General features: G+C 61.5%; 21 protein-coding genes. 7 read left to right on the forward strand and 14 right to left on the reverse strand.

Annotated features, from left to right (window positions below; all coding sequences use genetic code 11):
• Nucleotides 1-8 precede the first annotated feature (8 nt).
• Genes JV201_RS14280 through JV201_RS14290 form a run of 3 tightly spaced genes read left to right on the forward strand, consistent with a single transcriptional unit; the run spans nt 9 to nt 3,113 of the window.
• Nucleotides 9-1,193: an acetyl-CoA C-acyltransferase gene (locus JV201_RS14280; RefSeq protein ID WP_087693007.1), complete on the forward strand. Its 1,185-nt coding sequence runs from the start codon at nt 9-11 to the stop codon at nt 1,191-1,193.
• Nucleotides 1,194-1,202: 9 nt separating this feature from the next.
• On the forward strand, nt 1,203-2,330 hold the full coding sequence (locus tag JV201_RS14285; protein ID WP_008433455.1) for an acyl-CoA dehydrogenase: 1,128 nt from the start codon (nt 1,203-1,205) through the stop codon (nt 2,328-2,330).
• Between the two features lie 9 nt (nt 2,331-2,339).
• Nucleotides 2,340-3,113 (forward strand): enoyl-CoA hydratase, encoded by a 774-nt coding sequence (locus JV201_RS14290; protein ID WP_003217608.1) that lies wholly within the window; start codon nt 2,340-2,342, stop codon nt 3,111-3,113.
• Between the two features lie 141 nt (nt 3,114-3,254).
• Here JV201_RS14290 and JV201_RS14295 read toward each other — a convergent pair whose 3' ends face one another.
• From JV201_RS14295 to arnC, 12 genes are all read right to left on the reverse strand, one after another.
• A complete protein-coding gene (locus JV201_RS14295; RefSeq protein ID WP_219407116.1) occupies nt 3,255-4,406 on the reverse strand; it encodes an acyl-CoA dehydrogenase family protein in 1,152 nt (383 codons plus the stop codon).
• A 3-nt stretch (nt 4,407-4,409) separates the two neighbouring features.
• Nucleotides 4,410-5,513 (reverse strand): enoyl-CoA hydratase/isomerase family protein, encoded by a 1,104-nt coding sequence (locus JV201_RS14300; protein ID WP_219407117.1) that lies wholly within the window; start codon nt 5,511-5,513, stop codon nt 4,410-4,412.
• 124 nt (nt 5,514-5,637) lie between these two features.
• The gene (locus tag JV201_RS14305; RefSeq protein WP_219407118.1) at nt 5,638-6,354 is read right to left on the reverse strand and encodes an HPP family protein; all 717 of its coding nucleotides are present in this window, start codon (nt 6,352-6,354) and stop codon (nt 5,638-5,640) included.
• Nucleotides 6,355-6,530: 176 nt separating this feature from the next.
• On the reverse strand, nt 6,531-6,710 hold the full coding sequence (locus JV201_RS14310) for a type VI secretion system contractile sheath small subunit (RefSeq protein ID WP_256344058.1): 180 nt from the start codon (nt 6,708-6,710) through the stop codon (nt 6,531-6,533).
• Nucleotides 6,711-7,231: 521 nt separating this feature from the next.
• Nucleotides 7,232-8,854: a glycosyltransferase family 39 protein gene (locus JV201_RS14315; RefSeq protein ID WP_219407119.1), complete on the reverse strand. Its 1,623-nt coding sequence runs from the start codon at nt 8,852-8,854 to the stop codon at nt 7,232-7,234.
• Between the two features lie 3 nt (nt 8,855-8,857).
• Nucleotides 8,858-10,237, reverse strand: coding sequence for a UDP-glucose/GDP-mannose dehydrogenase family protein (locus tag JV201_RS14320; RefSeq protein WP_008433443.1), 1,380 nt, complete (start codon nt 10,235-10,237; stop codon nt 8,858-8,860).
• The gene (gene arnF / locus JV201_RS14325) at nt 10,234-10,647 is read right to left on the reverse strand and encodes a 4-amino-4-deoxy-L-arabinose-phosphoundecaprenol flippase subunit ArnF (RefSeq protein WP_008433440.1); all 414 of its coding nucleotides are present in this window, start codon (nt 10,645-10,647) and stop codon (nt 10,234-10,236) included. The genes JV201_RS14320 and arnF overlap by 4 nt, the downstream gene beginning before the upstream one ends.
• On the reverse strand, nt 10,644-10,991 hold the full coding sequence (gene arnE, locus JV201_RS14330; protein WP_219405554.1) for a 4-amino-4-deoxy-L-arabinose-phosphoundecaprenol flippase subunit ArnE: 348 nt from the start codon (nt 10,989-10,991) through the stop codon (nt 10,644-10,646). The genes arnF and arnE overlap by 4 nt, the downstream gene beginning before the upstream one ends.
• Nucleotides 10,988-12,643, reverse strand: coding sequence for a lipid IV(A) 4-amino-4-deoxy-L-arabinosyltransferase (gene arnT / locus JV201_RS14335; RefSeq protein WP_219405555.1), 1,656 nt, complete (start codon nt 12,641-12,643; stop codon nt 10,988-10,990). The genes arnE and arnT overlap by 4 nt, the downstream gene beginning before the upstream one ends.
• Nucleotides 12,640-13,524 carry a 4-deoxy-4-formamido-L-arabinose-phosphoundecaprenol deformylase gene (gene arnD, locus JV201_RS14340; RefSeq protein WP_023658828.1) on the reverse strand — a complete coding sequence of 295 codons (885 nt, stop codon included), beginning with the start codon at nt 13,522-13,524 and terminating at the stop codon, nt 12,640-12,642. Before arnD ends, arnT begins: the two co-directional genes overlap by 4 nt.
• Nucleotides 13,524-15,515 carry a bifunctional UDP-4-amino-4-deoxy-L-arabinose formyltransferase/UDP-glucuronic acid oxidase ArnA gene (gene arnA, locus JV201_RS14345; protein ID WP_219405556.1) on the reverse strand — a complete coding sequence of 664 codons (1,992 nt, stop codon included), beginning with the start codon at nt 15,513-15,515 and terminating at the stop codon, nt 13,524-13,526. Before arnA ends, arnD begins: the two co-directional genes overlap by 1 nt.
• A complete protein-coding gene (arnC, locus tag JV201_RS14350; RefSeq protein ID WP_008433430.1) occupies nt 15,512-16,546 on the reverse strand; it encodes an undecaprenyl-phosphate 4-deoxy-4-formamido-L-arabinose transferase in 1,035 nt (344 codons plus the stop codon). The genes arnA and arnC overlap by 4 nt, the downstream gene beginning before the upstream one ends.
• A 469-nt stretch (nt 16,547-17,015) precedes the next feature.
• Between arnC and JV201_RS14355 the strand changes: the two genes are divergently transcribed.
• From JV201_RS14355 to JV201_RS14365, 3 genes are all read left to right on the forward strand, one after another.
• On the forward strand, nt 17,016-17,804 hold the full coding sequence (locus JV201_RS14355; protein ID WP_023658829.1) for a M949_RS01915 family surface polysaccharide biosynthesis protein: 789 nt from the start codon (nt 17,016-17,018) through the stop codon (nt 17,802-17,804).
• Between the two features lie 103 nt (nt 17,805-17,907).
• Nucleotides 17,908-18,822 (forward strand): tyrosine recombinase XerC, encoded by a 915-nt coding sequence (gene xerC / locus JV201_RS14360; RefSeq protein ID WP_008433427.1) that lies wholly within the window; start codon nt 17,908-17,910, stop codon nt 18,820-18,822.
• A 115-nt stretch (nt 18,823-18,937) separates the two neighbouring features.
• Entirely contained in the window at nt 18,938-19,162 is a 225-nt protein-coding gene (locus JV201_RS14365) for a DUF2188 domain-containing protein (protein ID WP_003217639.1), read from the forward strand.
• A gap of 119 nt (nt 19,163-19,281) precedes the next feature.
• Here the strand turns inward: JV201_RS14365 and JV201_RS14370 are convergent, their stop codons facing one another.
• Together JV201_RS14370 and JV201_RS14375 are read right to left on the reverse strand one after the other, a co-directional pair.
• A complete protein-coding gene (locus JV201_RS14370; RefSeq protein WP_003217640.1) occupies nt 19,282-20,139 on the reverse strand; it encodes an SDR family oxidoreductase in 858 nt (285 codons plus the stop codon).
• A gap of 99 nt (nt 20,140-20,238) precedes the next feature.
• Nucleotides 20,239-20,511 carry a DUF2790 domain-containing protein gene (locus JV201_RS14375; RefSeq protein ID WP_008433423.1) on the reverse strand — a complete coding sequence of 91 codons (273 nt, stop codon included), beginning with the start codon at nt 20,509-20,511 and terminating at the stop codon, nt 20,239-20,241.
• Between the two features lie 229 nt (nt 20,512-20,740).
• On the opposite strand from JV201_RS14375, the gene JV201_RS14380 reads away from it, so the two are divergent.
• Entirely contained in the window at nt 20,741-23,662 is a 2,922-nt protein-coding gene (locus JV201_RS14380) for a TonB-dependent receptor (RefSeq protein WP_219405557.1), read from the forward strand.
• Nucleotides 23,663-23,812: the final 150 nt, after the last annotated feature.

A 23,812-nucleotide genomic window follows, 5' to 3' on the forward strand; every position in this document is an offset into this window, starting at 1 on the left:
AGATTTTCATGACTGATCCAATCGTTATTGTCAGCGCGGTACGCACCCCGATGGGCGGGTTCCAGGGCGATCTCAAAGGCCTCACCGCTCCGCAACTGGGCGCTGCGGCGATTCGTGCAGCGGTCGAACGCGCCGGTATCGCTTCCGATGCCGTGGATGAAGTGCTGTTCGGTTGCGTGCTGCCCGCCGGCCTCGGCCAGGCGCCGGCACGCCAGGCGGCGCTGGGTGCTGGCCTGGACAAGTCCACGCGCTGCACCACCCTCAACAAGATGTGCGGCTCGGGCATGGAAGCCACGATCCTGGCCCATGACGCGTTGCTGGCAGGCAGCGTGGAGGTGGTCATCGCCGGTGGCATGGAGAGCATGTCCAACGCGCCGTACCTGCTGGACCGCGCCCGCAGCGGCTATCGCATGGGCCACGGCCGGGTGCTCGACCACATGTTCCTCGACGGCCTCGAAGACGCCTACGACAAGGGCCGCCTGATGGGCACCTTTGCCGAGGACTGCGCCGAGCACAACGGCTTTTCCCGCGAGGCCCAGGACGCGTTTGCGATTGCGTCCCTGACCCGTGCGCAACAGGCGATCACCGACGGCAACTTCATCGCCGAAATCGTCCCGGTGCAGGTCACCGTGGGCAAGGAACAGAAAACCATCATCCACGACGAACAGCCGCCGAAAGCCAAGCTGGACAAGATCGCCACCCTGAAGCCGGCCTTCCGTGAAGGCGGCACGGTGACGGCAGCCAACTCCAGTTCGATTTCCGACGGTGCGGCGGCGCTGCTGCTGATGCGCCAGTCCGAAGCGCACAAGCGCGGGCTCAAGCCTCTGGCGGTGATCCATGGCCACGCGGCGTTTGCCGATGAGCCTGGCCTGTTCCCGGTAGCGCCGGTGGGGGCGATCCGCAAGCTGATGAGCAAGACCGGCTGGAACCTCGACGAAGTCGACCTGTTTGAAATCAACGAAGCCTTTGCCGTGGTCAGCCTGGTGACCATGAGCAAGCTGGAGATTCCCCACAGCAAGGTCAACATCCACGGCGGTGCCTGTGCCCTGGGCCATCCGATTGGCGCGTCCGGCGCGCGGATCCTGGTGACCCTGCTTTCGGCCCTGCGCCAGAAAGGCCTCAAGCGCGGCGTTGCAGCGATCTGCATCGGCGGCGGTGAAGCCACGGCCATGGCCGTTGAATGCCTGTACTAAGGAACACCTATGCTGCCGAATGACGAACAACTGCAAATCAGCGAAGCCGCCCGGCAATTTGCCCAGGAACGCCTTAAACCGTTCGCTGCCGAGTGGGACCGCGAGCATCGCTTTCCCAAGGAAGCCATTGGTGAAATGGCCGAGCTGGGCTTTTTCGGCATGCTGGTCCCGGAGCAATGGGGCGGCTGTGATACCGGCTACCTGGCCTACGCCATGGCCCTGGAAGAGATCGCTGCCGGTGACGGCGCCTGCTCGACCATCATGAGCGTGCACAACTCCGTGGGCTGCGTGCCGATCCTCAAGTTCGGCAATGATCAACAGCGCGAGCAGTTCCTCAAGCCCCTGGCCAGTGGTGCGATGCTCGGTGCGTTTGCCTTGACCGAGCCCCAGGCCGGTTCCGACGCCAGCGGCCTGAAAACCCGTGCCCGGCTGGAGGGCGATCACTACGTCTTGAATGGCTGCAAGCAGTTCATCACCTCCGGGCAAAACGCCGGGATCGTGATTGTGTTTGCAGTCACCGATCCGGCTGCCGGCAAACGCGGCATCAGCGCCTTTATCGTGCCCACCGACTCGCCGGGCTACAGCGTCGCGCGGGTCGAGGACAAGCTCGGCCAGCATGCTTCCGACACCTGCCAGATCCTGTTTGAGGATGTGAAGGTGCCGGTGGCCAATCGTTTGGGCGAGGAGGGCGAAGGCTACCGGATCGCCCTGGCCAACCTCGAAGGCGGGCGTGTCGGCATTGCTTCGCAAGCGGTAGGCATGGCACGGGCGGCATTTGAAGCGGCCCGGGACTACGCCCGCGAGCGGGAAAGCTTTGGCAAGCCGATCATCGAGCACCAGGCCGTGGCCTTCCGCCTGGCGGACATGGCGACGCAAATCGCCGTGGCGCGGCAGATGGTGCATTACGCCGCCGCCCTGCGTGACAGCGGCAAGCCGGCGCTGGTGGAAGCGTCCATGGCCAAGCTGTTTGCTTCGGAAATGGCCGAAAAGGTCTGCTCGGCAGCCTTGCAAACCCTCGGCGGTTACGGTTACCTGAGCGACTTTCCCCTGGAGCGGATCTACCGCGATGTGCGGGTCTGCCAGATTTACGAAGGCACCAGCGATATTCAACGCATGGTCATTTCACGCAATCTCTGAGGAGTCTCTATGAGTTACGAAAGCATTTTGCTGGACGTGCAGGGCCGGGTCGGGCTGATCACCCTCAATCGCCCGCAAGCGCTGAACGCCCTGAACGCGCAACTGGTCAGCGAGCTGAACCAGGCGCTGGACAGCCTGGAAGCCAACCCGGAAATCGGCTGCATCGTACTAACCGGCTCGAAAAAAGCCTTTGCCGCCGGTGCCGACATCAAGGAAATGGCCGAGCTGACCTACCCGCAGATCTACCTCGACGACCTGTTCAGCGACAGCGATCGCGTGGCCAACCGCCGCAAGCCGATTATCGCGGCGGTCAACGGGTTTGCCCTGGGTGGCGGCTGTGAACTGGCCTTGATGTGCGACTTCATCCTGGCGGGTGACAACGCCAAGTTTGGCCAGCCGGAAATCAACCTCGGCGTGCTGCCGGGCATGGGCGGCACCCAGCGCCTGACCCGCGCCGTGGGCAAGGCCAAAGCCATGGAAATGTGCCTGACCGGGCGCTTTATCGATGCGGTGGAAGCCGAGCGCTGCGGGATCGTCGCGCGCATCGTGCCGGCGGATGAGCTGTTGGACGAAGCATTGAAGGTCGCGACCCTGATCGCTGGCAAGTCGGTGCCCATCAGCATGATGGTCAAGGAAAGCGTGAACCGTGCGTTTGAAGTGAGCCTTTCCGAAGGCGTGCGCTTTGAGCGCCGGGTGTTCCACGCGGCGTTTGCCACGCTGGATCAGAAGGAAGGCATGGCGGCGTTTGTGGCCAAGCGTGCGCCGGAGTTCAAGGACAAGTAAACACTGTCCTGAAACGCTGAAGATCAAAAAATGTGGGAGAGGGCTTGCTCGCGAAGGCGGTATTACAGTCACCCGATGTATCGACTGATCCACCGCCTTCGCGAGCAAGCCCGCTCCCACATTGGTTCTGCGAAATACCTGTTACAGCTGGTAGTTTTTCAACTCTCTGGCAATCACCATCCGCTGAATCTCGCTGGTGCCCTCGTAAATCTGGGTAATCCGCGCATCCCGGTAGTAACGCTCCACCGGGTAGTCCTCCAGATAGCCATAACCCCCATGAATCTGCATGGCTGAAGAGCAAACCTTCTCGGCCATTTCCGAGGCAAACAGCTTGGCCTGGGAGGCCTCCGACAGGCATGGCTTGCCCGCACTGCGCAATCGGGCGGCATGCAGGATCAGCAGGCGCGCCGCATTCAGGCGGGTTTGCATGTCGGCCAGCAAGTTGGCCACGCTCTGGTGCTCGATGATCGCCTTGTCGAACTGCACCCGGTCACGGGCATAGGCCAGCGCGGCCTCAAAGGCGGCACGGGCGATACCCAGCGCCTGGGCGGCAATCCCGATGCGTCCGCCTTCGAGGTTGGACAGGGCGATGGCCAGGCCCTTGCCGCGTTCACCCAGCAGGTTGGCTTCCGGTACGGTGCACTGGTTGAGGGTGACGGCACAGGTGTCGGAGGCACGAATGCCCATCTTGTGTTCGGTACGGTCCACCACGAAGCCCGGGGTGTTGGTCGGCACCAGGAACGCCGAGATGCCTTTCTTGCCCAGCTCCGGGTCGGTCACTGCAAACACGATCGCCAGCTTGGCGCGCTTGCCGTTGCTGACAAACTGCTTGGCGCCGTTGATCACCCACTGGCCGTCCCGCAGTTCGGCACGGGTGCGCAGGTTGTGCGCTTCGGAACCGGCCTGGGGTTCGGTAAGGCAGAAGCAACCGATGGCATGGCCGCTGGCCAGTTCCGCCAGCCAGGTTTCCTTTTGTGCTTGTGAGCCGTAGTTGAGGATTGGCCCGCAACCCACTGAATTATGGATACTCATCAGTGCACCGGTAGCGCCGTCGCCAGCGGAAATCTCTTCCACTGCCAGGGCGTAGGCCACGTAGTCGACGTAGGTGCCGCCCCATTCTTCAGGCACCACCATGCCCAGCAAACCCAACTCGCCCATCTTGGCGACCAGGGCATCGTCGATCCAGCCGGCCTTTTCCCAAGCCTGGGCGTGGGGGGCGATTTCGCCACGGGCAAAGTCCCGCGCCATGTCGCGGATCATCACTTGTTCTTCTGTAAATTCAATATCTTGCATGATTTAGTTCCCGTTCTTGTCGAAGTCGCGGAAGAAGCTTTCGACATGATCAGCCTCCAACGCCTGCAGGGTTGGAGGGTTCCAGCGAGGGGTTTTGTCCTTGTCGATCAGCAGGGCGCGGACGCCTTCGATCAGGTCGCCACGGGCAAACCATTGGCGGTCCAGGTGCAGTTCCAGGGCAAAGCACTGCTCCAGCGGCAGGTGGCGCCCGCCACGCAGCATCTGCAGGGTCACGGCCATGGCCAGGGGGGAGCGCGTCTGCATCAGGCTGGCGGTGGTCAATGCCCAGTCATGGCTGTCGGCGACGGTGACTTGCTGCAATTGCTCAACGATGCTCGGCACGTCCGGCAAGGCAAAGAAGTGATCGATGGCTGGGCGTAGCGCCGCCAGAGGGGCGTCGGGCAATTGTTGCACCGCGAGGCTGGCCAGCAGGCCTTGCAGGTCCTTGAGGGGAGAATCGTGCCATTCCAGGCGGTCCAGGCGCTGGTCGAGGTCGGCGAGCCGGGTGCTGTCGAGGTACCAGTCCGCCAGGCCGCAATACAGGGCGTCGGCGGCGCGAATCTGCACGCCGGTCACCCCGAGGTAGATCCCCAGTTCCCCGGAAATGCGCGGCAGGAAATAGCTGCCGCCCACGTCAGGGAAATACCCGATGGCCACCTCGGGCATTGCCAGGCGGCTGCGGTCGGTGACCACCCGCAGGTCGGCGCCTTGCACCAGGCCCATGCCACCGCCAAGGACGAAGCCGTCCATCAGTGCCAGGACCGGTTTGCGATAGTTATGAATGGCGAGGTCGAGGGCGTATTCCTCGACGAAGAAGTCTTCATGGAGGGTGTCGCCGCTCTTGAAGCTGTCGTACAGCGAGCGAATGTCGCCGCCGGCGCAGAAGGCTTTTTCACCGGCACCGCGCAACACCACGGCATGCACCTGGGGATCGTCCGCCCACGCCTGCAAATGCCGGCTGAGGCTGCGGACCATGTCCAGGGTGAGGGCGTTAAGGCCTGTGGGGCGATTGAGGGTCAGGTGGCCAATATGGTTGCGTACGTGCGCCAGGACCTCGTCTTGCACAATCCCGGCGCTGCTTGCCTCGGATGAAACCTGAGCAGTCATCTCTAACTCCCTGCTTTTATTGTTCTTTATCAAGATGTTCGCGGGCGAACCATCTCGCGATCGTACCAGTGCAAATTTGCCCAGTACAAGTCGGAATCATGCAGGTCGTTTTTGCATTTTTGCCTTATGGAGGAGGCTGGCCCTGGTGCTGGAAAACCGCGCCGATGGTGCGCCGCCGGGCATACCGCTCGCTGGCCTGGATCAGCTCTTCCAGCTCCTGCGGGGTAACGTCCAGGAACTGCTCGCGCTCGGCGAGGGCCTGCTTGAGGTCCTCGGCGCTGATCCCGGGGTTTTCGGTGGCGATTGGCATAAAGATCGGCGCAGCCGGTTCGCGGGTGCCCTTGGGGTAACGCGTGCGCGTGGCGTTGTTGTAGGCCAGCGCGCAGGCCAACAAGGCTGTGGCTCCCAGCATGACTGCGGCAAGTTCGTGCCAGCCCATGGCAATCGAGGCAGGGTCAGCCAGCACCAGGCTCATGGCCAGGCCGCCCGCCGGTGGATGCAGGCAGCGCAGCCAGCAGATCAGGATCACGGTCATCCCGGCAGCCAGGCATGCGCTGCCCAGCGTTCGGCCCAATACCCGGGCCACCAGCAGCGCAACAATCCCGGCACACAGGTAGCTGCCGATGATCGACCAGGGCTGGGCCAGCGCGCCGGAGGATACGGCAAACAGCAGCACCGCCGAGGCTCCCAGCGGGCCTATCAGGTGCAGGGCCACCTCGGTGCCGAACACCTGGGTGCACAGCCAGACGCTTAACAGTGTGCCCAGGGCCATGCCGATGGCGGCACGACTCCATTCGGCAGGGCGGGTATTGATGGCAGCGGGTAACCAGCGAGCGAGCATTGACAGACGATCCGTGAAAAGCGGGCGAAAAAAAAGGCTTGCCTGGTTTCCCGGAAAAGCCCTTTAAAGAAGTTCCTGCATTTGGGGGAGGAACCTGCGCAGTGTGCCAATCGATGAAGACTGCTGCCAATGCATATTAATGCAGGTCAAGTGCAGTGTTTTTGCAGTAAAACGTGTCAGCCAAACGGTATCAGGCGGGTTGGCGGTGGCATGGGGTTGCTGATCTTGCCCAGCACACGGTCATCGGTTTCCTCGTTGATCAGCAGGTTTTGTACATTTTCCCGCAGCGATGGATTGTTGGCCAATGGCCCCTTGAGCACCACCAGTGCATCACGCAGTTCCATCAGCCGATCCAGTTTTGGCAGCGGGATGTAACCCGCATTGACTCTGTCGCGGGACAAAGGCGCGACAGCGTCAGAGGTTGAGGGGTCGGGCAATCGACGGTCGGACACAAAACATTCCTCTAAATGAAATAAACGGCAGCGCTGAATGCTGTTTAAAAGGTCTTTATTGTTATTTCGACTGTTCGTTTAAGCGGGGCATGTCTTGATTGATGGCTTGCTGCTACGTTCGTCGAGTTTCTTTCGAAAGTAACAGGAATGCCTTACACCGCACCTTTGGAACTTCTGAAAATAGTTAAAAGGTATTAAATAATTAACTCGCTTGGCAGGCGAGTCTACAGTCGAGGGCTAGGGGCGGGAAGAGGGCGTCTTATCGGTAGCAGCGTATAGATGCGTAGGATGTTTCTCGATAGTTGCTACGCTAAAAGTTTCGAAGTTGAAGGGGCAAAGAAGTTTCTTACATACACTTGGATTTATAACTACTGAATGTACTGGCGCGGGATAAGCGGTTGGTTCCGCTTATCCCGCGCCCTGTATCAAGGTTGTGCGGGTTTGATCAAATGCAGCAGTACGTAGGGGTTCTTGTCGAACTGGCCGGTCAGTACCGGCTGCAGTGAACGAAAACGCGGGTCGCTCAACGCTTCATAGTCCGACTGGCTCATGATCAGCCATGCAGGAGCCTGGATCGGCGCCAGGTCGGCAGGCAACTGGGTAAACAACGGCACCCGGTCGCAATCGAGGTTGACCATGAACTTGATGGCTTTTGCGTCCTTGCCGAGTGCGTGCAATACCAGCGGCGCCGGTTGTTGCTGGGTCAGCGCATGGGCCTGGAGGGTAAAGGTGCGCGTGTCATACAACCGGCGCTCCAGCGGCTCGACCATCACGATATACGCCAGCCACACCGCCAATACCGCGGCGAAGGCCGGGCCCACGTAGCGAAGCCGCCGGTTGAACAGCAAGCCCAGTGCCAGCACCTGGATCGCGATCAGGATCCCGAACACCGGATTGAGGCTGCCAATCTGCTCGGGGAAGCGGTGACGCGCCACGAACAAGCCTGCGATCAGCAGCCCCGGAATGACCGTCCACAACCCCAGCATCAGCCAGCGCAGCCCGGCGAACAGTCTGCCTCGCGACACCTGGAACGGATACGCGGCGATGATTGCTGCCAGGGGCAGCATCGGCAGTACATAGCGCGCTTTTTTTGCTTGGGGCACAGACAAGCCGATCATCACGATCAAGCCTGCAGCGAGGCAGTACAACACCAGCTTCAGCGCCGTGCCCTTGTCCTCCCGGCCACCGGCGACAATCGCAACCAGCGCGAGTATTGCCAGCGGATACGCCGGTGCGTAGTTGCCCAGCGAACTGCTGAAATAATACAGCGCGCTGCCGGAGCCTTCGGTGCCATCCATGCGACCCAGGAACTGCATGCGGATTACGTCCTGCATGAACGTTTCACCGCCACTGAGCTTGGCCAGCAGCAACAGCAGGCCCACGCACGCCGCCAGTAACGCCAACGCGAGCAGGCCGAAACTGAACAGCTGGCGCCATTGCCGGTTGATCAGGTAATAGCTGCACAGCATGCCGGTGGGAATGACCAGGCCAATCGGTCCACGGATTGCAAACCCCAGGATCAGCAGCGCAAATAGCCAGTGCAGGCGCTTGGCGGCGCCGAAGTGGTCATGGGCATAACCCAGGTAAAACACCGCCAGGGCCACGGCAGCCAACATCTGGTCGAGGGACACCGCGCGGGTTTCGCTGATGAAGGTGCTGCTGAGCAGCATCACCGCGATGCTCAGCAGCGCCCAGCGCCGGGAGTAGGGCGCCGTCAGCCGGTAGACCAGCACCACGAGCAGCGCCGAAGCGATGGCCGTGGGCAGCCAGGCCGTCAGGCTGGTGACCTGCCCCAGGGGCAGGGACAGCAGCCAGGTCAGCAGCGTCGAGGTGGCCAGGTAATCGGCATAAGGTTGCCCGTACGTCGTCGGGAAGAACCCCGGCCCATGGCGCAGCATCTCCTGGGCGAACAGCACGAAGCGCGAATCAAAGCCGATGATTGCCTGGTTCCAGTTGCCTGCGATAAACAGGACCAGTGCCAGCAGCCCTAGCACCCATGAGTGTCGGCGGATCGTCGGGCTGAGCAGGGGCGGATGAGCTTTGTCCACGTCTCAGGCTTCCTCGGCCTGAGGCGCCCAGTTTTGCTGGGGGATCGGCAAGTTGCAGGAATCGCCACGGCCCATCGGGAAGTACTGGATGCCTTTGCGTGCCAGGCGTTCGCCGTCGTACAGGTTGCGGCCGTCGAAGATCACCGGGGTTTTCAGGCGTTGCTGGATCAGGTCGAAGTCCGGTGCCTTGAACTGTTGCCATTCGGTGCAGATGATCAAGGCGTCAGAGCCACTCAGGGTGGATTCCGGGGTGCCCATCAGCATCAGGCGCGGGTCATCACCGTAGATGCGCTGGGTTTCCTGCATGGCTTCCGGGTCAAACGCACGTACATTGGCGCCGGCCGCCCACAAGGCTTCCATCAGCACCCGGCTTGGCGCATCGCGCATGTCGTCGGTGTTGGGCTTGAACGCCAGGCCCCACAAGGCGAAGGTCTTGCCGCGCAGGTCGCCCTTGAAGAATGCATTGGCACGTTCGAACAGCTTGCTCTTCTGGCGCTGGTTGATGGCTTCCACGGCTTCCAGCAGGTCGCTGGAGCAGTTGGCGGCCTTGGCGCTGTGGATCAGGGCGCGCATGTCCTTGGGGAAACAAGAGCCGCCATAACCGCAACCTGGGTAGATGAAGTGGTAGCCGATACGCGAGTCGGCACCAATGCCCAGGCGCACGGCTTCGATGTCGGCGCCCAGGTGTTCGGCCAGTTCGGCGATCTGGTTGATAAAGCTGATCTTGGTGGCCAGCATGCAGTTGGCGGCGTACTTGGTCAGTTCGGCGCTGCGCAGGTCCATGAAGATGATGCGGTCGTGGTTGCGGTTGAACGGTGCATACAACTCACGCATCACCTCGCGCACTTCCTCACGTTCGCAGCCGATGACGATCCGGTCCGGGCGGCGGCAGTCGGCAACGGCCGAGCCTTCCTTGAGGAATTCCGGGTTGGAGACGATATCGAACTCCAGGTGGCGGCCGGCAATGCGCAGGGCTTTTTCCATGTGCGCACGCAAGGTGTCGCCGGTGCCTACGGGTACGGTGGATTTTTCCACGAGGATCACCGGGTCGATACGGTGGCGAGCCACTGCATCGCCCACGGACAGCACGTATTTCAGGTCGGCCGAGCCGTCTTCGTCCGAAGGGGTACCCACGGCGATGAACAGCACTTCGCCGTGTTCGACCGCGAGTTTTTCGTCATAGGTAAACGTCAGGCGTCCGCCTTCGAGGTTTTCCTTGACCATGGCCGCCAGGCCCGGCTCGAAAATGCTCACATGGCCCTGTTGCAGCAACTTGACCTTTTTCTCGTCAACGTCCATGCAGATGACATCGTGGCCGACTTCGGCCAACACGGTGGCCTGTACGAGACCGACGTAACCGCTACCAAATACACTGATTTTCATGGGGCATTCCTGGGACTTGTGGTGCTAGCACGACGAGAGTTGATAGTCAGGACTCCGAGGATGACCAAGGCCACTCCCGCAGTTTTTGAAAGCGAAAAATGTTCGTTGAACACCGGCAGGCTGGCGGCCAGCAGGTAGACCAATGCGTAGCTGATGCTGAGCAGCGAGTAGGCACGGCCCAGCGGCAGGTCTTTCAGTGCGCCAAGCCAGCAGAGCATCGACAGGGCATAGGCGATGATCGCCAGGATCACCACGCCCAGTGCGCCGAGGTCGATGGCACCCGTGTTGAGTGCTGTCAGCCATTCGGTGGGCAATGGCAGGCGCGTCATGCTCCAGCGCATGCCCAACTGGGCACCGCTGACCAGTGCCACGCTGCCCAGGGCCAGGGTAAAACCGCGAGCGCGACTCATACCTGGCGCCCCAGCAGCACCACACCGGCAATCACCAGCAGCACGCCGAACCAGTGGCGACCATCGATGTGTTCATGGAACACAAAGCGCGCCACCAGGGTGACCAATACAAAGTTGAGGCTCAGCATCGGGTAGGCGATGCCGACTTCCAGGCGTTGCAGCACCAGCAGCCACACCAGCAAACCCACGCCCAGGCACACCAGCGCCGACCACAGCCACGGCGAGCGCAGCTTCAGGGCCCAACCGTCGGGCTGGTCACGCCAGCCTTCCACGGCAAACTTCTGGGACACCTGGCCCATGCAGGTCAGCAGGCAGGCACCTAACAACAGCAGCAGAGTGGTCATGGCGCGCTCTGCGGGAAGATCAGAATCACGATATTGCCCTGCTCGTAACGCTTGCCGTCTTTGGGCAGCAGGTCCACTTCCTGGCGTTCGTCGTCACCCTTGACCCGCATCACCACGCCCACCGAGCCTTGCTTGCGCGCCTCGCTCATCCATTGCTGGACGCTGGCGGCATCGATCTTGCGATAAGCGGTGTCCGGGAAGGCGATGCCGTATTTCACTTCGCCAACGGTGTTGTAGAGCATCACTTCAGGACGCTGCAGGCGCCATGACAAGGCCGATGCGGCGCCGAGGTCGTTGCTCAGCAACGCAGTGGTCGGCTGCAGCTCCTGGAGGTGGTCGATGATGAACTGGTCGGGGGTCTTGTTATAAACCACCGAGTGCGGCAACGCGGCCGGCACCAGCGCCACCAGCAACCAGCTGCCGATCACCGGTGCGGCCCACATGTGCAACGGGCGGGCGGCTTGCAGCAGGTTGGCGATGATCCAGCCGAACAGGAAGACGAACACCAGCACCAGGCTGAGTGTTTCCTGGCCGTGCTCGTACACCGGTTTTTTCAGCTGGAACCAGGTCAGGGCCAGCAACGCCAATATGCCAATGACCAGATTCACCCAGCCGTTGATGCGCAGTACGCGGCCACGGGCCTGGGCCAGTTTGTCGGCGAGGGTATGCCCCATCAGCAGCGCCAGTGGCAGCAGGCACGGCATGATGTACGACGGCAGCTTGCCCTTGGCCAGGCTGAGGAACGCCAGCGGCATCAGTAGCCACAGCAGCAGGAAGGCGACCTTGCTGTTGCGTTTTTCCAGCCATGCCTGCTTCACGGTGGACGGCAGCAACGCCATCCACGGCAGGGTGAACGCAACCATCAGCGGCAGGTAATACCAGAAGGGCTCGGAGTGCTGGGCGTCGTCGCCGGCAAAGCGCTGGATGTGCTCGTGCCAGAAGAAGAAATTCCAGTAGTCCGGTTCCTGGGCATGCACCATCAGCGCCCAGGGCAGGCTCACGACAATCGCCACCACCACGGCCACCAAGCCATAGGTGAGCAGTTCACGAATGCGTTTTTGCCAGAGCACGTAGGGCAGGGCGATCAGCACCGGCAGCAACCAGGCAAGGAAACCCTTGGTCATGAACCCCATGCCGCAGGCGAACCCGAGCAAGGCCCACGACCACAGCCGGCCGCGGGTGGTGGTGCTGTCGAAGCAGAACCACAGCGCCGCCCCGGTCAGGTTGACCCAGAAGGTGAACTGCGGGTCGAGGTTGGCATAGCCCGCAAGGAACGCGACGCTGACAAAACTCATGTACAGCACGGCGCTGACCAGGCTCTTGCGCGGGTCGTTCCACAAACGCCGGGCCACGAAATACACCAGCAGGATGCTCAAGCCGGTGCTCAAGGCCGAGGCAAAACGCACGCCGAACAGGTTCTGCCCGAAAATCGCCTGGCCCAGCGCGATCATCCAGTAACCGGCCGCCGGTTTCTCGAAGTAGCGAATCCCCATGAAGTGTGGCGAGGCCCATTTGCCGGTCAGCAGCATTTCCTGGCTGATCTGTGCATAGCGGGTTTCGTCGGGAATCCACAGCCCGTGGGTGGCCAACGGGATCAGGTAGAACACCCCGAAGGCCAGCAGGAGCAGGGGCAGGGCCCAGCGCCGGATCATGCCTTTTGCACTCCGAGCCAGCCTTCACGGCCGCTCAACGCACCACGCACCAGCTGTTGCTGGGGCAGGGTGGTGAGGTCGGCGGGCAACAGGTCGCCCAACGGTTTGAACGCGATGCCGCGCTGCCCTGCCTGGGCGAGCAACTGGCGAAAATCATTGGCCATCAGAATCCCTTCTACTTCTGCGTGGATCGTATAGACGTTGAGCTTCGACGGCTTGAAGCGGTCGAGGATGTAGCTATTGAAATCCTTGGCGGCCACCACCGGGCCCACGACTTCGTCGAAGGTCGGCATGTCCACCGGAATTTGTGGCGTGCCGGCACTGCCATCCGCCAGGGTCGGCCGGAACAGGCTGGTACCACGGCAATCGCTGTTGTAGCGGAAGTTGAACTGTTGCTTGGCTTGCACCACGCGCTCATCGGCACGCCAGCCCGCGGCGGCTGAGCAGTCGATGGGTTCACCGAGGATGTCGCTCAAGGTGTCGACGCCACGGCGAATCTGCTCGATCAGCTGTGCATCGCTCCAGCGCCCGGTGTTGGCTTGCCAGCCGTGATGATCCCAGGCGTGCAGCCCGACTTCATGCCCCGCGGCCTTGGCCTGGCGCATCAGGTGCCCCAGGTCGCGACCGATGGGTTTGCCCGGCCACGCGGTGCCGGCCAGCAAAATGTCCCAGCCGTACAAACCGGCAGCGTTGGAGCGCAGCATCTTCCACAGGAACTGCGGGCGGATCAGGCGCCACAAGTGGCGCCCCATGTTGTCCGGCCCGACGCTGAAGAAGAAGGTCGCCTTGACCCCGGCTTCGTCGAGCGACTCCAACAACCTTGGCACCCCTTCGCGGGTGCCTCGGTAGGTGTCGACGTCGATGCGTAGACCCGCTTGCATCAGCGCTTGTCCGCGATTTCGAGCATGGCTTCACGCAGGAAGAAATCCAGGGTGTTGCCGATGGTTTCGCTCATCTCCACGGTAGGCTCCCAGTTCAGCAGGCGCTTGGCGTTGTCGATGCTTGGCTTGCGGTGCGCCACGTCCTGGTAACCGGTGCCGTAGAACGCCTTGCTCTCTACGTCGCGGAAACCGGCGAACGGAGGGAAGTTGCTGCGCAGCGGGTGAGCTTCGAACTGACGCAGCAGTTCTTCGCCCAACTGACGGATGCTGGCTTCGTTTTCCGGGTTGCCGATGTTGATGATCTGACCGTTGCAGTTGTCGTTGTCGTTATCGATGATGCGGGCCAGGGCTTCGATGCCGTCGGCGATGTCAGTGAAGCAACGCTTCTGCTCGCCACCGTCGAACAGACGGATCGGCGTGCCTTCCACCAGGTTCAGGATCAGCTGGGTGATGGCGCGGGAGCTGCCGATACGGGCCGAGTCCAGGCGGTCGAGGCGCGGGCCCATCCAGTTGAATGGACGGAACAGGGTGAACTTCAGGCCTTTGTCGCCGTAGGCCCAGATCACGCGGTCCAGCAGTTGCTTGGAGACCGAGTAGATCCAGCGCTGCTTGTTGACCGGGCCCACCACCAGGTTGGAGGTGTCTTCGTCGAAGTACTGGTCCTGGCACATGCCATACACTTCGGAGGTCGACGGGAAGATCACGCGCTTGTTGTACTTCACGCAGTAGCGAACCAGTTTCAGGTTCTCTTCGAAGTCCAGTTCAAATACGCGCAGCGGGTTGCGGGTGTATTCGATCGGGGTGGCGATGGCCACCAGCGGCAGGACCACGTCGCACTTCTTGATGTGGTACTCGATCCACTCGGAGTGGATGCTGATGTCGCCTTCCACATAGTGGAAATTCGGGTGGCTGCGCAGGCGCTCGATGGCGTCGGAGCCGATGTCCAGGCCGTAGATTTCGTAACGGTCGTCACGCAGCAGGCGCTCGGACAGGTGGTTACCGATGAAACCGTTCACACCCAGGATCAGCACGCGGGTACGACGGGGCTTGCGGCCGGACTCGGCGCCGCGCAGTACGGAACCGTCCACCAGGCCCAGTTCATCAGCCAGGGACGGGCCGACCAGGTACAGGCCGTTTTCGTTGCGCTGGCCGAACTTGACCACCAGGGAGTCTTCACCGCAGGCGATGCGCAGCGGGTTGACGCTGATCACGCGGCCTGGCGCCAGGCCTTCGTTGCCCTTGACGACTTCGGCGTTCCAGACGATCAGTTTGTGCTCGCCCACGGCGCAGAAGGCACCCGGGTATGGTTGGGTAACGGCGCGAACCAGGTTGAACAGCTCTTCAGCCGGTTTTTTCCAATCCAGCTTGCCGTCCGCTGCGGTGCGACGACCGAAGTAGGTGGCCTTGCTTTCGTCCTGGGCGGTTTCGGTCAGCTTGCCTTGCGCCAGTTGCGGCAGGGCATCGCGCAGCAGGTTGGTGGCGGCGTCACGCAGTTTGGCGTGCAGGGTCAGGCCGGTGTCGGTGCGCTCGATCACGACTTTCTGCTGGGCCAGGATCGCGCCGGCATCGGCACGCTTGACCATGCGGTGCAGGGTCACGCCGGTTTCGGTTTCGCCGTTCACCAGCACCCAGTTGGCCGGTGCGCGGCCACGGTATTTAGGCAGCAGGGAGCCGTGCAGGTTGAACGCGCCTTTCTTGGCGGTGGCCAGCAGGGCTTCGCTCAGCAGGTTGCGGTAGTAGAACGAGAAGATGTAGTCCGGGTTCAGCTTGGCGATGCGCTCGATCCACAGCGGGTGGTTGGCGTCTTCCGGGGCGTGCACCGGGATACCGTTGCGGGCGCACAGTTGGGCGACGGAACCGTAGAAATTGTTTTCCTTGGGATCATCGGCATGGGTGAACACGGCAGCAATTTCGTAACCCGCATTGAGCAGGGCTTCAATGCCAGCACAGCCAATATCGTGGTAAGCGAAGACAACAGCTTTTGAATTCATGACGAAACCTGATCGGAAGGAGAAGTAGAGGTGTGGGAGGACGTCAGGCCGTCGACCGTAAAGGTCTCGGCCGGTGCTGCCGGTTGGTTGCGCAGCACTTTTTCGATAAAGAACCGTGGGCGGGCCCGCACATCGCTGTACATGCGGCCCAGGTATTCACCCAGGAGGCCCATGCCGATGAACTGGCCACCGGTGAACACGAACAATACGGCGAACAGCACGAACATGCCGTCGCCAGCCCAGCCGGAGCCGAAAGCGAGACGCAGCACGATCAGTGCAAAGGCGAAGAGCATGCCCAGGGCCGCCAGGCTGAAACCGACGATGCTCAACAGGCGCAATGGCGTGGTGGTCATGCAGGTCAGCAGGTCGAACATCAGGCTGATCAGGCGCATCGGGCTGTATTTGGACTCGCCGTGTTCACGCTCGGCGTGATGCACCAGGATTTCCGTGGTGTGGCGCGCAAAACTGTTGGCCAGGATCGGGATAAAGGTGCTGCGCTCGCGGCAGGCCAGCATGGCGTCGACGATGGTGCGGCGATAAGCACGCAGCATGCAGCCGTAGTCGCTCATGGCCACGCCGGTGGAGCGTTGCACGGCGAGGTTGATCAGGCGCGACGGCCAGCGGCGGAAGGCCGAGTCCTGGCGGTTGTTGCGTACGGTGGCAACCACGTCGTAGCCCAGGGCGGCCTGTTCGACCAGACGCGGGATTTCTTCCGGCGGGTTTTGCAGGTCGGCGTCCAGGGTGATCACCACGTCGCCCCGGCAATGCTCGAAGCCGGCCATGATCGCGGCGTGCTGGCCGTAGTTGCGGTTGAGGATCACCGCCACCACATTGCTGCCTTCGAGCGCGGCGGCGTCTTCCAGCAATTGCGCGGAGTTGTCGCGGCTGCCGTCGTCCACCAGGATGATTTCGTATTCGTAAGCCAGTTGTTTGCAGGCCGCCATGGTGCGGCGCAGCAGTTCAGGCAGGCTTTCTTGTTCGTTGTAGACCGGGATAACGATCGACACGCAATGAATTGGATAGGGTTTCAAAGATTCATTACCTCGGGGGTTAGAGCAACTTGGAGCGTAAAGACAGCAGTTATCGTCAGCCTCGGATGCCGGGCATCCGATCAAAGATAGCGTTGATTTGTGGCATTCATTCGACAGTCCTGACAGGTCACAGTGGTTCTTCCATGGCTTACGTGAGTAAAGACTAAAATGCTCAAAGGTAAAGCGGAATCAACGAGTTAACCTGCAAAGTACGGTTCGTTCTCAAGTCGTGCCGCCAAGATTAAGCGCAAAAATGTTCAACGAATATGAAACGCAGATGAAAAAGTCGTTTTTTTGGCAGGTAGACAGCTAGGGTTCAGGTAAACAGCAGAAGCACGGACAACGCCGTACCGATGAGGGGAGAAGGGCCGGTAGCCTTTTTCTTCACGCGGGCAGGTTCCTGAAGAATCTTCTCTGCAATGCCACGCAAGTGCCGGTAAAGTAAGCCATCTCTTGCCAGGGCAGTCGGATGAATAGCGTGCAGCGTTTACGGCCAATGTTGATGGTGTTGTTGATGACGGTGGCCTGGGCCACGAGTGTGCGGGCCGATGACGGCGTGGCACTGACGTCCATCGACCAGGTGCCCGATGGCGTAGAAGTGCGGGGTAAACAGGTCGGCGCCTTCGTCTGGAGCGACAAACAGGGCAAGAACCTGTTGGTACTCGCAGAGCAAGTCAGCGAACGCGACGACGACGGTGCGCAGTCGGCCTTTGTCTACGCCGCCCAGTACCTGCTCGACGGTGACCGGCCCAAGCGCCTGTGGATGCTCTACGACGACGTGCAGCATTGCGAGTTCGATGCCGGCGCGCACTTCAACAGCGACGCCACCCGGGTCACCGACCTGCTGGGCGATGGCATCAGCCAGGTCACCGTGGGGTATAGCCGCACCTGCACCAGTGACGTCAGTCCCAATGATTTCAAGCTGATCATGCACATCGGCAAGTCGCAGAAGTACCGCCTGCGCGGCATCGACCGCTATGGCGCCAGCTGGTGGGATGAAGACGCCGGCGCCCTGCAAGGCATGCCGTTGCCCAAGGATTGCAGCATCGCCGCCCAACAGGCGCTGGTCAGCCAGTACAAGGAGCAGGGTACCGAGCTGCCGCTTCCTGGCTGTTACGGCGACGAAGAAGATTTTGCCAAGGCGCCCAAACCGTACCTGGAGTTCATGCGCCAGCACTGGTTTGCCTTGATGCAGAAGCAGGACACCGACTGGAGCCAGCAGCAGACGCCAGCCCCGGCGGAAGACGATCAGGAATAGCCCCGGGGATTGACCTGCGCTAGACTCGGCGCTCGCCAATTCACTAAATATGTCGATTAAACAGATGGTTAGTCGACATATTTAATCCAAAGGCTGATCTACCTTGACTGAGTCTACCCGCAACCCGCTGACCCTCTATCTCACCCGCCTGGCGCCCTCCAGCCAGCTGACCATGCGCTACGTGCTGCAGGACGCCGCCGACCGCCTGGGTTTTGAAGACATCAACCTCGAAGACATCGACTGGCACCTGCTGCAGCCCGAACACGTCATGGCCCTGGTGGCGGTGCTGCGGGAAGACGGGTATGCGCCGAACACCTCATCGCTGTACGTCAACGCCGTGCGCGGGGTGATGAACGAAGCCTGGCGCATGAGCCTGATCAGCCAGGACCACCTGCTGAAGATGCGCTCGGTCAAGGCCATGGCCGGCACCCGCCTGAGCCAGGGCCGCAACCTGCGGCGTACGCTGATTCGTGAGTTGATGGAAGTCTGCGCCGCCGATCCGCGCCCCCAGGGCCTGCGGGATGCGGCGGTGATCGGGATCCTGTATGGCTCGGGCATGCGCAAGTCGGAATCGGTGAACATCGAACTGGGCCAGGTCAACTTTGACGAGCGCAGCCTGCAGGTTACCGGCAAGGGCAACAAGCAATTGATCAAGTACGCACCGGCCTGGGCCTTTGCCAAGCTGGAGGCATGGCTGGAGTTTCGCCGCAGCCAGCTGAAACCGGGGGAACAGGACGACGGTTTCCTGTTCAACCGGATTCGCCGGGGCAGCCATATCACCCGCGAGCGCATCACCAAACACGCGATTTACTACATCGCCCGCCAGCGTGGGGAACAGGTCGGCGTAAAAATCATGCCCCATGATTTCCGCCGTTCGTTCATCACGCGGGTCATTGAAGAGTACGACCTGTCGATCGCCCAGAAGCTGGCGCACCACACCAATATCCAGACCACCGCCACCTACGATGTGCGCGACGACAATGAGCGGCGCAGGGCCGTGGATCGGTTTGACCTGTAGGGCCGCCCGTAACCTGGCCCACCAACTGCCTTGAACTCTGCCCGGCAGCCGCGCTCGCAATAGTAGGGCGCGGGTTTTGCCGCGTGGCGTGTTTATTCAGGCGAAGGAGCAGACCATGGATACCTACAACATCAACAAGACCGGCACCGGTTGGGCGTTGACCAAGCAGGGCTCGGCACGGCCGTCGAAAACGGCGGAGACCAAGGAGGCGATCGTTGAGTTGGCGAAAGAGTTTCTCAGCGACAAGACGGCGTCGCTGAGGATTCACAGCATGGATGGGCGGATTCAGGAAGAAAGAACCTACCCGCGCAAGGCTGACCCGACACGATCTCCGGGCTGACCGAGCACCCAATGTGGGAGCGGGCTTGCTCGCGAAGGCGGTGGTTCAGTCACAGATGCATTGGCTGACACTCCGCCTTCGCGAGCAAGCCCGCTCCCACACTGGATCTGCATTCGACCCTAGAGAATCGGCTTGCCGCCCGTCACCGCATACCGCGAGCCCGAGATGTAACTCGCCTCATCCGACGCCAGCAATACATAGATCGGCGCCACTTCCACCGGCTGGCCGGGGCGGCCCAGCGGTGTCTCGCTGCCGAAGCTGTTCACGTCTTCGTCCGGCATCGTCGAGACAATCAACGGCGTCCAGATCGGCCCCGGCGCCACGCTGTTCACGCGGATGCCCTTGCTGCCCAGCAGTTGTGCCAGGCCACCGGTAAAGTTCGCAATCGCGCCCTTGGTGGCGGCGTAAGCCAGCAACGTTGGCTTGGGCATATCGGAATTCACCGAGCTGGTATTGATGATCGACCCGCCGGCCTTCATATGCGGCAGCGCCGCCTTGCAGATGCGAAACATCGCGGTGATGTTGATATCGAAGGTCTTGACCCATTCCTCGTCGGGTATCTCTTCGAGGGTCTCGTGGGTCATCTGGAATGCGGCGTTATTGACCAGCACGTCGATCCGCCCGAACTGCTCGACGGTCTGGTCGACAATCGCCTGGCAGTTGGCTTTTTGCGCGAGGTCGCCGGGCAGCAACAGGCATTGGCGGCCGGCTTCTTCCACCCAGCGTGCGGTTTCCTTCGCGTCCTCGTGTTCGTCCAGGTAGGCGATGGCCACATCGGCACCTTCGCGGGCAAAGGCAATCGCCACGGCGCGGCCGATACCGCTGTCGGCGCCGGTGATCAGGGCGATCTTGTTGGCCAAGCGGCCGGAGCCGGTGTAGCTCTTCTCGCCGCAGTCGGGATAGGGGTCCATCTTCTTCTGCGAACCGGGAACGGATTGGGCCTGGCTGGCGAAAGGTGGGCGTGGGTAGTCAGTCATCTCAATCTCCATAGATCACAACGGGTTCTATGGATTAGTGATTTTCAGCTGCCGGATAGTTGTAATCGATGCCGGCCGAGCCCGACGAATGGTTTGCGCTCAACCGTGCTGGCAGGCATCGCCCAGGCGCATGTAGTCCAGTTCATGACGCACGCCGTGGCTGTCGATGTAGACCATGTGACCCTTGACCGGCCCGCACTCGGTGGAGGATTCGGTACTGACGCGCACCACCTTGGCGATGTCCAGGTCCTGGGAATAGTCGTACGCCTCGCTGGCGGGGGCGTTGGCACTCACAGTGGGTGCCGGGGTTTCGCCCTGGGCGAAGGCAAGTGTGCTGAACAGGCCCAGCACGGCGATAAGCAGATAACGCATGAGAACCTCCGACACCACGAAGGTGGTGGCTTGACTGTGGGGTTCATTCTACAAAGCGCCTGGCGCGGGGATGAACGCTTGCGGGCCAATAGAAGACATCAGCCAAATCGATGCAGCAAGCCTCTTATAACCGGTTATAAACTCATAGCATCTTCGCCTAAACGCAGCCCTATAAATATCCGTCTGCCGTTGCTCATCCCTGTAGACACATACAACAGGGAGCTCCTCGATGTTTTTATTCAAACAACAACTACCAAGGCTGACGCTGGCGGCGGCGCTGGCGATGGGAGTGTGCACGACATCGGTGATGGCCCAGGAAGCGGCCGGCCAGGTGTTCACCTTCGATATCGCTGGCGGCCCGCTTGATACGGTGCTGCTGGATATCTCCCGGCAGACCGGGGTGATGATTTCGTTCAATCAACAGTGGGTGCAGGGCAAGCGCAGTGCCGCCATCCGCGGCGATTTGGGCAGCCTGCAAGCGGTGGACAAGGCGTTGCAGGGCAGCGGCCTGCAAGTGAGCGACAGCGAACAGGGGCTGACGGTGCATCCAGCACCCGTGACGTCCACCAGCGTCGCACCGGCCGAGGGCAAAAGTACTGATTACCGCCTGGAAAAAGTCACGGTGACCGGCTCGGCGATTCGCCGGGTGGACGCGGAAACGGCAGTGCCGGTGACCATCCTACGGGTCGAGCAATTGCGCGAGCAGGGTGTGAGCACCACCGAGGAGTTGATCAACCGCATTTCGGCCAACCAGTCGTCCGTTGGCTCCGGGCGTTCGGTGGGTTCCAGCAGCGGCGGTGCGGCGTATGCCGACTTGCGCGGGATTGGCGCGAACAAAACCCTGGTGCTGCTCAATGGCCGGCGCCTGAGCAACAACGCCGTCAACACCACCAACGGTTCCGGGGTGGACTTGAACACCATCCCGTTCGCCGCCATCGACCGCGTGGAAGTCCTGCGCGATGGCGCCTCGGCGCTGTATGGCACCGACGCGATTGGCGGGGTGATCAACTTCATTACCAAGACCAGCCTCACCGGTGGGCAACTTTCCACCAACTACGATTCGCCCACACGCTCCGGCGGCGGCGACAGCCATAACTTCAGCGGCAGCTACGGTTTCGGCGACCTTGAAGAGGACCGCTTCAACGTGTTCGGCGTGGTCAGCTACGACAAGCAGACGCGCCTGGCGGCCAAGGACCGTGACTTCACCTACAACTACCAGCCCGGTCGCGGCCTGGATTTCACCTCCGGCACCGCCGCGCCGGCCAACTGGAGCCAGGGCAGCAACGCGACCAACCCGCTGGCCGGCTCCGGTTGCAACTCCCCCGGGCTGCTGTCACGCAATGGCATCTGCCGCCAAAGCCTGTGGAGTTACCTGGACCTGGTGCCGGAAACCGAAAAAACCTCGGCCTTTGCCAAAGCCACCGGCAAGCTGGCCGATGACCATACCGTCAGCCTCGAATACTTCTGGGCGCGCAACGAAAACCGTACGCAGATTGGCCCAGGCACCCTGATGGGCGCCCAGGTCAATCCGGGTACGCCTTTCTATCCGGGCAACGGTATCACCCCGGGCCCCACGGGTTTCGCCCTGGACCCGACACAACCGGTAGACGTGAACTGGCGTGAAACCGATGCCGGCGCGCGCAAGCACGAAGATGACAACACGAGCCAGCGGCTGCTGCTGAGTTTCGAAGGTAATGTAGCGAACTGGGACTACAACGTCGGCGCGTCCTACAACCAGAACAAAGTGGTGCAAACCATTCTTGACGGCTACGTAAACGACCAGACCATCAGCCAGGGGATTGCCAACGGTGTGATCAACCCGTTCGGGCCGCAGAGTGAAGCGGGCAGGGCGTTGCTCGCCTCCAGCCGCGTGGATGGCGATTACGCCACTGCCGTGGGCCGAGTGAAAAGTATCGACGGGCGCGTAAGCCGTGAAATCGGTGACTGGTTCGGCGCGGGGCCGACGGGCCTGGCGCTGGGCGGTGAATATCGCAAGGAGGATTTCCACCAGGATTTCGCCCAGTTTGCCGAGACCGTGCAGAGCCTGGGCGTAGACCCCAATGGCGCGGTGCGCGGCAATCGCAGCGTGTCGGCCGAGTACGCCGAGGTCAACGTGCCGGTGCTCGAAAGCCTGGAGCTGTCTGCCGCCGTGCGTCATGACAAATACAGCGACTTTGGCAGCACCACCAACCCGAAATACTCGTTCCGCTTCCAACCGTTCAAGGAACTGGTGGTGCGCGGTGCCTACAGCGAAGGCTTCCGTGCGCCGTCGCTGTATGAGTTGTACAACCCGACCTACACCAGCTACACCGTGGCCAACTACAACGACCCGCGCCTGTGCCCGGGCGGCACCCCGGCCAATGGCGGGATCGGCAACCGCGACTGCGCCCAGCAGTTCCGCCGGCAAAGCGGGGGCAACGGCAGCTTGAGCCCGGAAACCGCACGTAACGTGACCTTTGGTTTCGTGTTCCAACCGATCGAGCGCCTCAGTGCCGGCCTGGATTTCTGGTGGATCACCATCGCCAACCAAATTGCCGAGTTTCCTGAGTCGTCGGTATTCGATGACCCGGATGCCTACGGCGACCGCCTGATTCGCAAAGCTGACGGCTCCATCGATCACATCGTTACCGGCCTTGCCAACCTGGGTAAAACCAAGACCAACGGCGTGGATGTGAGTTTCGACTACCGCTTCCCGAGCACCGCCATCGGTGACTTCGGCATCGGCCTGCAAGGCACCTACGTCAACGAATACAAATACCAGCAGGAGCTCAAGGGCGACTACATCGACAAACTCGGTGATTTCCGTGGCGGCGAGTTCTCCACCGCGGGCGCCGTTGCACGCTGGCGCCACAGCCTGACCGGCACCTGGGCCCGCGGACCGCTGGGCGTCAGCCTGACCAACCGCTACACCAGTGGCTATCACGACTCGGACCCCGACACCCACGACTCCGTAGGCTCCTACAACGTCTGGGACCTGGCGGGTACCTACAACTGGAGCAAGTCCCTGGCCGTCACGCTGGGCGCGAAAAACCTGTTTGACCGCGCGCCGCCGTTCAGCAACCAGACCTATGCGTTCCAGAGCGGGTACGACCCGAAATACGCCGACCCGTTTGGCCGCATCCTCTATACCCGGGTCAGCTATAACTTCTGATTGTTCATCAGGTCCAGACACTGCTCTATAAAACAGGCGGATCCACTGCACCCATCCCGTAGGTGCAGCGGGATTCGCCGGTCCATAACCTTATTCCAAAACGGTATTTCCAGGCTTTTCATAAGACTCCTTATGATCACGTCATAACTC

The sequence above is a fragment of the Pseudomonas sp. Colony2 genome (assembly GCF_019382755.1).
Classification (GTDB): Bacteria; Pseudomonadota; Gammaproteobacteria; order Pseudomonadales; family Pseudomonadaceae; genus Aquipseudomonas.